The 4,015-nt window shown below is 70.5% G+C and carries 4 protein-coding genes; all 4 read left to right on the top strand.

Annotation, left to right across the window (positions count from 1 at the left end; all coding sequences use genetic code 11):
• Positions 1–150 precede the first annotated feature (150 nt).
• On the top strand, positions 151–2,151 hold the full coding sequence (gene shc / locus ACFVH0_RS40335) for a squalene--hopene cyclase (protein ID WP_385828412.1): 2,001 nt from the start codon (positions 151–153) through the stop codon (positions 2,149–2,151).
• Complete coding sequence (locus ACFVH0_RS40340; protein WP_385828413.1) at positions 2,151–2,810, top strand: 1-hydroxy-2-methyl-2-butenyl 4-diphosphate reductase; 660 nt, start codon at positions 2,151–2,153, stop codon at positions 2,808–2,810. Before shc ends, ACFVH0_RS40340 begins: the two co-directional genes overlap by 1 nt.
• Positions 2,811–2,815: 5 nt before the next feature.
• Positions 2,816–3,835 carry an adenosyl-hopene transferase HpnH gene (gene hpnH / locus ACFVH0_RS40345; RefSeq protein ID WP_385828414.1) on the top strand — a complete coding sequence of 340 codons (1,020 nt, stop codon included), beginning with the start codon at positions 2,816–2,818 and terminating at the stop codon, positions 3,833–3,835.
• A 4-nt stretch (positions 3,836–3,839) separates the two neighbouring features.
• Positions 3,840–4,015, top strand: a 176-nt coding sequence (locus tag ACFVH0_RS40350; RefSeq protein WP_356483209.1) for a flavodoxin-dependent (E)-4-hydroxy-3-methylbut-2-enyl-diphosphate synthase, incomplete at its 3' end; no start/stop codon positions are given.

Consider the following 4,015-nt stretch of genomic DNA (forward strand, 5'->3'; position numbering starts at 1 on the left):
CCACCGCGCTGGCGCACTTCGTCGTCTTACCAAATACATTAACACTATCTCCGCCAAAAGACTCGACGTCGCGGCCCGGCGCCGTGCCCCGGGCGCCGGCCGACGGAGACCCCAGCACAGCAGAGGACCTGACTGCACGAAGGGGAAGCCATGACAGCGACGACCGACGGAAGCACCGGGGCCGTGAACCCCCGCGCAGCCTCGGCCAGTGAACCGACCGACACAACCATCGCCGCGGACGACGTGCTCGCCGCCGCGCGGCGGGCCGCGGAACGCTCGGTGGAGCACCTCCTCGGCAGGCAGGACGAGCAGGGCTGGTGGAAGGGAGACCTCGCCACCAACGTCACGATGGACGCCGAGGACCTGCTGCTCCGTCAATTCCTCGGCATCCAGGACCCGGACACCGTCCGAGCGGCCGGCCGCTTCATCCGCGGCGAACAGCTGGGCGACGGCACCTGGGCGACCTTCCACGGCGGCCCCGGCGAACTCTCCACCACCATCGAGGCGTACGTGGCCCTGCGGCTGGCCGGGGACCGGCCGGACGAACCGCACATGGCCCGCGCCTCCGGATGGATCCGGGAGCAGGGCGGCATCGCGTCCGCCCGGGTCTTCACCCGGATCTGGCTCGCCCTGTTCGGCTGGTGGAAATGGGACGACCTGCCGGAACTCCCGCCCGAGCTCATGTTCTTTCCCAAATGGGCCCCGCTCAACATCTACGACTTCGGCTGCTGGGCCCGCCAGACCATCGTGCCGCTCACCATCGTCTCGGCGAAGCGGCCGGTACGCCCGGCCCCCTTCCCGCTCGACGAACTGCACGCCGATCCGGACAACCCGAACCCGCCCAGGCGCCCCGCACCGGCCGCCAGCTGGGACGGCGTCTTCCAGCGCCTGGACAAGGCGCTGCACCTCTACCACCGGATCGCACCGCGCAAGCTGCGCCGGACCGCGATGAACGCCGCGGCCCGCTGGATCATCGAACGCCAGGAGAACGACGGCTGCTGGGGCGGCATCCAGCCACCCGCGGTGTACTCCGTCATCGCCCTGCACCTGCTCGGCTACGACCTGAACCACCCGGTGATGCGCGCCGGACTCGAATCGCTCGACCGGTTCGCCGTGTGGCGCGAGGACGGCGCCCGCATGATCGAGGCATGCCAGTCCCCGGTCTGGGACACCTGCCTTGCCACCATCGCGCTCGCCGACGCCGGAGTCAGCCCCGACCACCCGGCGCTCGTGAAGGCCGCGGACTGGATGCTCGGCGAGGAGATCGTCCGGCCCGGCGACTGGTCCGTACGCCGCCCCCGGCTCAACCCGGGCGGCTGGGCCTTCGAGTTCCACAACGACAACTACCCGGACATCGACGACACCGCCGAGGTGGTCCTCGCGCTGCGCCGGGTCCGCCACCCCGACCGGGCCCGCATCGAGGCCGCCATCAAGCGCGGCGTCCGCTGGAACATCGGCATGCAGTCCCGCAACGGGGCGTGGGGCGCCTTCGACGCGGACAACACCAGCGCCTTCCCCAACCGGCTGCCCTTCTGCGACTTCGGCGAGGTCATCGACCCGCCGTCCGCCGATGTCACCGGGCACGTGGTGGAGATGCTCGCGGTCGAGGGACGGGCCGGACACCGGGTCACCCGCCGGGGCATCGAGTGGCTGCTCGCCGAACAGGAGGCGAGCGGCGCCTGGTTCGGCCGCTGGGGCGTCAACTACGTGTACGGGACAGGGTCGGTGGTGCCCGCACTGGTGGCCGCCGGACTGCCCGCGACGCATCCGGCGATCCGCCGCGCGGTCGGCTGGCTGGAGTCCGTGCAGAACGACGACGGCGGCTGGGGCGAGGACCTGCGCTCCTACCGGGAGGAGAAGTGGATCGGGCACGGCGCCTCGACCGCCTCCCAGACCGCCTGGGCGCTGCTCGCACTGCTCGCCGCCGGGGCCCGGGACAGCGTCGCCGTGCGGCGCGGGGTGGCCTGGCTGACCGCCACCCAGCAGGCCGACGGCTCCTGGGACGAGCCGTACTTCACCGGCACCGGATTCCCGTGGGACTTCTCCATCAACTACCACCTCTACCGCCAGGTGTTCCCGCTCACCGCGCTCGGGCGGTACGTGTACGGCGAGCCGTTCGCCGACCGCACGGCCACCCGCAAGGGGGCCTGATGGCCGACGGCCCGGGGCCGGCCGGCCCCGCCGCGCCGCTGCTGATCGCCTGCGCGCTCGGCATCGAGCAGTTCGCCCTGCGCACCGGCCGGGGCAGGGCCGACGCCGCTCCCGGCCCGGTGACCGTACTCCGTACGGGCATGGGGCCCAGGGCCGCCGAGACGGCCGTCGCGCGGGCGCTCGGTGAGGACCGGGCGTCCGGGACGGCGGTCCTCGCCTCCGGGTTCTGCGCCGGGCTGCTGCCCGGTATGCACCCCGGGGACCTGGTGGTCGCCGACGAGACCCGGGAGGCCGGGGACTCGACGGTCTGCACCGGGCCGGGCCTGCTCGCCGAGGCCCTGGCCAGGGCGGTGCCCGGCCGCGCCGTCCACACCGGTCCGCTGACCGGCTCCGCCCATGTCGTACGCGGACATGAGCGGGCCGCGCTGCGGGCCACCGGAGCCATCGCGGTGGACATGGAGTCCGCCACCACTCTGCGCACCGCCCTGCGGTCCGGGCCCCGCCCGGTTGCCGCCGTACGGGTGGTCGTGGATGCTCCGGAGCATGAGCTCGTCCGCATCGGGACGATACGCGGTGGAATATCGGCTTTCCGAGTTCTCCGTGCCGTCCTGCCTGCTTTCTACGAATGGCACCGATCTTTGCTGCTCCCCAGGAGGTGAGCCAGATGGCCATGCCGCTCCGTCAGTCCATCAAGGTTGCGACGTACCTCATTGAACAGAAGCTCCGCAGGCGGGACAAATTCCCGCTGATCGTGGAACTGGAGCCCTTGTACGCCTGCAATCTCGCGTGCGAGGGCTGCGGGAAGATCCAGCATCCGGCCGGTGTGCTCAAGCAGCGCATGCCGGTGGCCCAGGCCGTGGGCGCCGTGCTCGAATCGGGCGCCCCGATGGTTTCCATCGCGGGCGGCGAGCCATTGATGCACCCGCAGATCGATGAGATCGTCCGGCAGCTGGTGGCACGCAGGAAGTACGTCTTCCTGTGCACCAACGCGATGCTGCTCAGGAAGAAGATCGAGAAGTTCACGCCTTCCCCGTACTTCGCCTTCGCCGTGCACATCGACGGGCTGCGGGAACGGCACGACGAATCCGTCGCCAAGGAAGGCGTCTTCGACGAGGCCGTGGCGGCGATCAAGGAGGCCAAGCGGCGCGGGTTCCGGGTCACCACGAACTCCACCTTCTTCAACACCGACACCCCGCAGACCATCATCGAGGTCCTCAACTACCTCAATGACGACCTGAAGGTCGACGAGATGATGATCTCGCCCGCCTACGCCTACGAGAAGGCACCCGACCAGGAGCACTTCCTGGGCGTCGAGCAGACCCGCGAACTGTTCAAGAAGACTTTCGCGGGCGGCAACCGGGCCCGCTGGCGGCTGAATCACTCACCGCTCTTCCTGGACTTCCTGGAGGGCAAGGCGGACTTCCCGTGCACGGCCTGGGCCATCCCGAACTACTCGCTGTTCGGCTGGCAGCGGCCCTGCTACCTGATGAGCGACGGCTACGTACCGACGTACCGTCAGCTCATCGAGGAGACCGACTGGGACAAGTACGGCCGGGGCAAGGACCCGCGCTGCGCCAACTGCATGGCGCACTGCGGCTACGAGCCCACCGCCGTGCTCGCGACGATGGGATCGCTGAAGGAATCCCTGCGCGCCGCACGCGAGACGGTCTCCGGGAACCGGTGACGTCATGACCGCTGGAGAACCGGTCGCACTCGGTCTCCCCGGGCTGCCGGCCCGGCCGCTGGCGATGCGCCGCCCCTCGCGGCGCATCCAGGTCGGGTCGGTTGCGGTGGGCGGGGACGCGCCGGTGTCGGTGCAGTCGATGACCACGACGCGTACGTCGGACATCGGTGCGACGTTGCA

It is taken from the genome of Streptomyces sp. NPDC127117, from assembly GCF_042677325.1.
In the GTDB taxonomy this organism is placed as follows: Bacteria; Actinomycetota; Actinomycetes; order Streptomycetales; family Streptomycetaceae; genus Streptomyces.